The organism is Arthrobacter sp. NQ7 (assembly GCF_029581595.2).
GTDB lineage: Bacteria > Actinomycetota > Actinomycetes > Actinomycetales > Micrococcaceae > Arthrobacter > Arthrobacter phenanthrenivorans_B.
In genome coordinates this window covers 22,699-29,982 of record NZ_JARFXU020000035.1, presented here as the reverse complement: position 1 = coordinate 29,982, position 7,284 = coordinate 22,699, and the positions used below count along the sequence as shown (strand labels likewise).

The window sequence follows — 7,284 nt, the reverse complement described above, 5'->3', positions numbered from 1 at the left end:
CCCTGCGCCCACTGTGTACGAAGTGTTTCCGCAGGTCACGGGCACTTTTCAAAGATGAATGACTGCGTGGCAGCAAGTCCCAGGCGGAGGAGGGGTGATCATGCATCAGATGCAATAATCACTATTCAGCTTTACATAAGCTTCATTATCGGCTGTTCAAAATGAGGTAGGGGAGAGGCTTACGGGCAGTGCGCGACGTTGGTCTGTGCGACCAATTTGTTGGCCGGGAAACTCTGCTTTTCCGCATTGCCTGGCTGGTACGTGATGCTGGTCGTGGTGGCTTCAATCAGCTTGCCGCAACCGGTGACGATGAGATCGTTTTGGGAGCTGTCCCGGTAGGACAACAGGACCGTAGGCTTGTCGGCGGCTGCTCGTGGGCCGTAGGCCAACAACATGGCGGAGATGGCCACGAACAGGGCAGCCAACACGGTCATGAACTGGCCGTCCCTGAACTGCCGGTGCGCTCGGCGCGCTAGACGGGTGTTCCAGCCCAGCAGGTTTTTAGCAGAAGCCACGTCGGTATACGTCGCTGCCGCGGGTTCGCCATGGGCGGCCGCCAGCAATGACACCAGACCGGCGCCTCCTGTGACGAGCACCAGAATCCCGAGGACAAGGAAAAATGCCGGCAACGGGTCTTGGTAACTTCCAACACTGTCGGCGCCTTTGAAGAACGTCGCGGCCGTCACCACCGCCAAGAGGCCCGCCAAACCGGTCTGCCAATCTCCTGCAGCCTTACGCACGGTCGACAATGCGTTTTTGGCCGCCGAGCTGAGTGATTGCTCGATTTCATAGTCATCGGCCGTCGGTCTGCGCTGGTCAGACGTGTCCAGTCCGTAGTTCGGATTGTATTCATCATCACCCAGTTTCCTGGCGTGAATGAGCCAGGCGGCCTTAATCTTGTCTGCGAGTGGCGCAGGGGGTTGGCCTGCCGCGTCTGACGGGTGCCCGCCGGTGTGTGTGGCGTCCGGTTGGCATGTCAGGACTATGTTCTCGTCGATCCCGGTCTGCGTAGGCACAGGCCATTTAAGCAAAAGCCATAGCCGCTTCAGGGGGCCGACAGATGATGTGGCGAGCCCTCTGTTCTGGTGGTCGCCGGCCGGAGCACCAGTCGGGATGGCAAGCCCGTCTGAGATCGCCGCAAGGGGATGGTCGTAGGCGATGGCGGTGCCGCAGTCCGGACAAGTGCCTCTGCAGCGGAGAAAGAGCCGTTCTTCAAAAGATGGCTCAACCGTAACTGACACCGTAAGTTTCTCTTCGTCGGTGAGCCTGCCATCATCAGGCTGTTCCGCAGGGGGCGTAGGCGGCACCGCAGCCCTGCTAGGAGCTGTTTCCTCGGGCATAAGCCCTCCTCAAATCCGTCATCGCTCAATGCAACACCCGCCAGCTCAGGCAGTGTCAGAATGCTCCTGGCTTGTTTGCGCGTCAAGACCCAAAGACGACCTTCCGGCCGGGGCCTCGACGCGGCCCCGGCTGGCCAGCGGACCGGGCGCGTGCGCCTGAGCAGTCTGCCCCGACTGCCAGGACATCTTCGAGAACGTCGTCGAAGCGAGAGTCTCTGACGGCAACTGACGTCACTCGCCCCCACGAGGAAGCCCTGCCGGCTCACGCTGGCAGGGCTTCCTTTTTCCAAGGCTTTCGGTCGACGCACAGCAAACTCACAGGTTTAGATGCTATAGTAGTAAGTGGCGGTCTGGTCCGCCACCCTCTGAGTCCGAGCCCCCGCGTGGCGACGACAACGAAGACAACTGCTACAGATCCAGAAACGCAACACCTGAGACACCTCTCTCTAGGGCTTGCAGACGCGGGGTGTGTGCCCGGATATGAGATCGAGATGAACTCCAACAACTATGACCGTGACCGTAAGGTCCAGCAGGACGCGCGCGCCTGGAAAGAGCTGACCGGCTCGAACTACACCACCGCGCTGCGCCAGATCGAATCACCGCTGGCCCAGGGCTTCCTGGACGAGCGGGTCAGCGCCAGGCAGCTAATCAACACCCTCGAAGATCACCCGCTGATTGGTGCCGACGGCGGTGAATGGGTCCTCGGCGAAGCCGGCTTCTATGCTGACACGCAGTGGAGCTACACCGGATCCGACTATGTCGATCTGGCCCTGATCACCGACTTCCTGCGGATGTTCACCCCCATCGCACCGGGAAAAACCCCGGCGGTGAGCAGCTACTCGCTGAAGCACACGGCGGAGAAATTCCTAAAGCCGCACTGCAGCTACGTCTCCAACGGCCGCATCATCTGGGCGGCAGCCGCTCTGGGACTACCAATGGTCGAGGACGGCGGCCTGAACCTTCTTATCGGCGTGTCTGAACACGAGCATGCCTATGTCAGGCGCATCGTCATTGAAGAACGCCAGCCCAAGGGCCACCAGCACCGGCCCGCGGGATTTACGCACTTGCAAACGGCCCTTGACCAGTGTGCGGCTGGCGAGCTGATCCTGGGTCGCTGGGAGAAGCCGGGGCCGTCGACGGAGGTCTATCCGTTCCACGAGTGGCTGATGCAACAGGCAGACCGCGACGACGTGGTGGGCGATCTGGCCGGCGATTACCTCGCCGGAGTCGAGGGCAGCTACCACCGCATCGCTGCCACGGCACAGGACCTGCTAGACATTCTCCGGGAACTTTCGGCCATGCCCGAAGCGTTCGACTCAGCGCTGGAAGCAATCGTCGAGTGGGCCAGGATCGCGCCCCCGGAGCTGCGTGGTGACATGAGCCTCCGCACCGAACGCATCAGCAGCAACGAAGAGGCCGCCCCAGGATGGGGAGCCGGCGCAGGGACGTTCGAACGTCATGAATTTTTGTGCCCCTGCGGCCGCGGGGTGATCATCGAGGAGCATGACAACATCCCCGGATTCCGCGAGCACAGTGTGATCATCGGCTGCAACAGGTGCCGTAAAGACTGGCATCGGGTCCCGGGTACATCCGTCCGGGGCTGGCGCGTCGAGCCGAAGCCCCTCGCTGAAGCCGCCTAACCCAGCGCCCCACAACGGGCCCTCAATGCAGAGGCCCACCTGGTCGGATCAGGTGGGGCTCTGTTTTTGGTGCAGCTAGGAAGGATGACGCACCCGGTCCGCGCCGCATCAACCAGGACACCGACGAGGTAGTGCTCATCGAGCTGAACCCAGCCCGGAACGCCGGCCTCTACGCCTCCTCCCCCAGCGCCTGGGTGGGCGCTGTACGGGACTGGCTAATCAACTTCTGCGCACCCCTGTATATCGAGGTGCTGCCAGGTTTCTGCCTAACGCGGGCAGCACACCATTCCCCCGCAACACCCGAGATGCCCTGCTAGCCAACGCCAGCGGGGCATCTTCTTTCTGGGCAAGAGCAGGGCCCCAGCGAAGCTGTGGCCGGGATTTTCGGTGAACAAGTAACTCCACTGCCTGCACAGAAAGCTGAGGTCATCATGACTTCCGCCACTATCCCACGACGCATGACTCCGACGCTGTCACTGGTCGATGAAACACGAGAACAAGATCCTGGATCTAGCGGACTACTGGCAGAGAGATCTGGAGTCGGAACCAGCACCGGGCGCCCTGTGGCGGTTGGAAGCCGGTAGCTGGCACTTGTACCGAGAGCCGATGCACCCCCCGCCGTTGCACGTCTCGCCCGCAAAGCTGCGGCAACTTTGGGGCAGATTCACGCGTGCAGCTCTGGCAATCGAGGCTTCAGAGCTTCGCCAGCTAGCTTCGCCCTTTGGATGAGAGTGTTACCGGCTGGATGCGCTGCACTCTTTATCCGCCAGCTTTACAAAAATCTTCATTATCGGCAGTTAACTATTACTTGTAGAAGTGGTCTCGGAAGGGGCTTTTTCTGTGACCTAAGTCCGCAGTTCCCCCTCCCGGTAAAGGCCGAAATGCTGCGCAGGGTGCGGCGTCAAGGGTGGCTGAAGGCTCATCACGAAGTGACGCCCAGCGCCCCTTGACGGTGCGCCCGCAGCAGCGATGATGGGCGGCCGGAATGGAGATTGTTCGGCCCGTTAGTACCGGCGGTTATCGGGCAGCAGTCGGAACATCTCCGTGGTCCAGTCCTCGACTGCTTGAAGCATAGTGCACTGCTCATCAAAGCGCTTGGCCAAGTCGAGAAAGTCTACATTGACCTGATCTGTTGGCAGGTTCCCGGCGTACCTAAAGTAGGTTCCTGGTTCATCTGCCTGATGCAGCAGCTTCAAAAGATCCTGAACACCTGATGGAAACGGCTCGGACAAATCGAGAGCATCGAAGTGCGTCAGTAACTCATCCAGAATCAGCTCAAGTTTGTGACCGATTGGTTTCTCTCTGAGCTTCTTGGCAATCTTCCTTGCGGCTAGTTCCTTGTTATCCGGCTCCCTGTGCTTCAGGCGCATTGCAGCCAGGTACTTCGTGAAAGATTTCAGCTGAAGTTCGAAAGCCTGCCTGTACAGCATGAGGTACGGCAGCAGGATCGTGTCATCGATTGGGTCGCCGTGAAAAGTGGACGCTAGCCGCTTGGCAGACTCCGAGTAAAAGAATGCTAAGTCTCTTTCCGACTGCTTGGGCCACTGAACGATCAGTCGTTCATACACTGTGGAGGGGGTGGAATTCAGTAGCTCCCAGGAGACGGGTGGGCGAGGGGAAGTTGTCAATTGGACTCACTCTTTGAGGTGATTCGTTTGGAGGCTGTGCACATCCGCCGGTTGCGTTGGGTGAGGTTCCTGGGTGGGGTGACCTGGCGGTTGTGTGCAGGCGGTCAGCTGGTTCCTGTCGTCCATCGTGTGTGCAGGAAAAGCCCGTAGGGTAGAGCTTTTGCTGTGCACATGTGGGCGAGAGGCTACCCCTGGTGCTGCGGCTGTTCAGTTTGTTCAGATGCCGGCGGTGTCTGTGCTGTGCGGCGCGTTGCACGCTTGCGTACACGCAGCTTTTTCTCCGGCTCGTTGAGGCCTGCAGAGCGCAGTTCGTCGGCGGTCCAGCCTGCCGTAAGTGCCGCCTGGTAGCGGCGGGCATCCTCATCTTCCGCCGCGGCGAGAGCCTCGCGTGCCTCTGCGACGTTCTGCCGTGACTTGACCAGCAACCGCACGGAGTCCATGCGGTTGCTTAGCCGCTGCTGCAATTCGTTTTCGATCTTCTCTGCATCGATATGGATAGCCATGGCACACAGTCTAGCTAAGCAGTACGGAAAGGGCCGCCCCTTCACCTTCCGCAAAGGTAAAGTTTCCAGCGCGGAGCTTTGGGCCGGAGCAAGCTATACACTTATGTGCCATAAGCGGACTTGATCCTCGACTTCGCACCGGGGATGCGTCACCGTTGACTTGTGAGCCCGGAGATTCCGGGGCGCTGCGCTGGGCATGGAAGGGCGGTGCTGCAATGGCTGAGGAACAGAGCTCCGGCCGTCGATTGAACCGTCGTCGCCGTGCGAACATCGACGGAGAAACCCAATACGTGCGTGTCTCCATGTCGGAGCAGGAGCGGACCCGTCTTTATGTACTGGAAGAGCAGACGGGACGCAGCCCGTCTGAGATCCTGGTCAGTGCGGCGCTTTACTCCCAGTCCTCCGATTCGCTCGCGGAGCGTCGCGCCCTGGCTACCGAGTTCATGGCTGCACGCCGCTACCTGGCTGCGCTCTCCAACAACGTGAACCAGCTGGCGAAGCATGCCAATGCCACGGATGAGTTTCCCGAGGAAGCCCGCGTAGCTCTGGGACGTGTGCGTGCGATTGCCGAACGCATGAATGGCATCATTGAGGGACTGGCCGGCTGATGATTCCGAATATCACCAAGGGCGACCGCATGGCCGGTCTGTTGGTTTACCTGGCCGGTGCTGGCCGGTCCAACGAACACACCGACCCACACTTGGTGACCGGCTCCGCGCCGATCATGGCTTGGCACAATGACGACCAGTTGAACCGTGACGCAGCCCTGTCGATTGCGCATCAGCTCGACCAGGCAAAGAACGTTCTTGGTGTGGACGTCAAGGGCGGACATGTCTGGCATTGCTCGCTGAGTTTGCGCGCGGAAGAAGGCGATCTTACCGACCAGAAGTGGGCCGAGATCGTCAACGAGTTCATGGATGAAATGGGCTTCACCGAGGCCAGCGGAAAGGCCCCTGTGTCATGGGTAGCAATCCGCCACGGCCACAGCAAGGCCGGCAATGATCACATTCACATTGCGGCGTCTATGGTGCGCGAGGACGGCACAAGATGGACCAGCCACTTGGACTACAAGCGCGCCCAGGAAACAGCCCGCACGATTGAGAAGAAGCACGGCCTGGAACGGCTTTCTCCCGTCTACGCCATGCGTGGATTGCGCCCCGGTGAGCGCGAGGCAGCCGAGCGTCGCGGCGTGGAGGAACCGGAACGCCGTTCACTTGCCCGGAAGGTCCGGGCTTGCGCCACCGCCGCCCAGGACGAGGCTGAGTTTGTCCGTCGCTTCCGGCGCACGGGTGCCATGATCAAGCCGCGTTTCGCAGCTGGCCGTGATGATGTCGTGGTTGGCTACTCTGTTGCCGAACGTCCGCCCAAGGGAGGCCGGCCCGTATGGTTCGGCGGTGGCCACCTGGCCAAGGACTTGACCCTTCCGCGACTACGCGGAGCGTGGGCCGACAGTCCCGAGCTGGCGGACGGAGCTGTGGCCGAATGGGGAGCAGCCGCACGTGGCCGGCGGCCCGTCAACATCGGCCGTGAGGCGCACGAACCAGATCCCCAGATGTGGGAGCAGTACAGCAACGAAGTCGCCCAACTGCGGGAAAGCTTGCGAGCTGTCCTGATTGATGACCATGCGACATGGGCGCAGGTTGCACGGGAGACGTCCGGGGCGTTCGCAGCTTGGTCAACAGCCACGGAATCGACACCGGGACCGCTGGCAGCTGCGGCCGACGAATTGTCCAAGACGGCACAGCTGCGGCGATACCCTGCCCGACCGGTCCGCAGCGTCGGCCCGTCTGCCAGGGGTGCGTCCCTGGTTCTAATGGCGGCCACTATGGGAGGCGCCGGGACGGCCGCACAAGCGATCATGCTGCGCCAGCTGCTGAACGTGGCGAAGGCCGTCCATGACATGCACAAGGCGTCCAATGACTTGCGAAGGGCACGCCAGATCAGTGACCTGGTGAAGACGCAGCTGAGCCAGGTGGCGGCCGCGCTGCCGACCGTCCCAGCGACGGTGCCGGCGGTAGACAGAGAGGCGGCCGAAGCTGTGCGGACGAGCGCGGCCGGCCAGACTCAGGCACGCTCCGCCGGCTCGGTGCTACCGCCGAAGTACGAGCAGGCACGGACCCACGCAACCACTCGTGGCGGGGTCACCCGCCCGGACATCGAGAGATAACACCAG

The 7,284-nt window shown here is 61.3% G+C and carries 6 protein-coding genes; 3 read left to right on the top strand and 3 right to left on the bottom strand.

The genetic code is table 11. The features are described 5' to 3' along the window. Positions 1–179: 179 nt before the first annotated feature. Positions 180–1,340 carry a hypothetical protein gene (locus PUN71_RS21720; protein WP_277800076.1) on the bottom strand — a complete coding sequence of 387 codons (1,161 nt, stop codon included), beginning with the start codon at positions 1,338–1,340 and terminating at the stop codon, positions 180–182. A 491-nt stretch (positions 1,341–1,831) separates the two neighbouring features. On the opposite strand from PUN71_RS21720, the gene PUN71_RS21715 reads away from it, so the two are divergent. Continuing rightward, positions 1,832–2,980, top strand: a complete 1,149-nt coding sequence (locus tag PUN71_RS21715) for a hypothetical protein (protein ID WP_277800075.1) — start codon at positions 1,832–1,834, stop codon at positions 2,978–2,980. 1,004 nt (positions 2,981–3,984) lie between these two features. On the opposite strand, the gene PUN71_RS21710 is transcribed toward PUN71_RS21715, so the two are convergent. Both PUN71_RS21710 and PUN71_RS21705 read right to left on the bottom strand, forming a co-directional pair. Beyond that, the gene (locus tag PUN71_RS21710; RefSeq protein WP_277800074.1) at positions 3,985–4,548 is read right to left on the bottom strand and encodes a hypothetical protein; all 564 of its coding nucleotides are present in this window, start codon (positions 4,546–4,548) and stop codon (positions 3,985–3,987) included. A gap of 245 nt (positions 4,549–4,793) precedes the next feature. After that, on the bottom strand, positions 4,794–5,111 hold the full coding sequence (locus tag PUN71_RS21705) for a hypothetical protein (RefSeq protein ID WP_277800073.1): 318 nt from the start codon (positions 5,109–5,111) through the stop codon (positions 4,794–4,796). 215 nt (positions 5,112–5,326) lie between these two features. Between PUN71_RS21705 and PUN71_RS21700 the strand changes: the two genes are divergently transcribed. Then, on the top strand, positions 5,327–5,719 hold the full coding sequence (locus PUN71_RS21700; protein ID WP_277800072.1) for a MobC domain-containing protein: 393 nt from the start codon (positions 5,327–5,329) through the stop codon (positions 5,717–5,719). Next, complete coding sequence (locus tag PUN71_RS21695) at positions 5,719–7,278, top strand: relaxase/mobilization nuclease domain-containing protein (RefSeq protein WP_277800071.1); 1,560 nt, start codon at positions 5,719–5,721, stop codon at positions 7,276–7,278. Before PUN71_RS21700 ends, PUN71_RS21695 begins: the two co-directional genes overlap by 1 nt. The last annotated feature ends 6 nt before the right edge of the window (positions 7,279–7,284 follow it).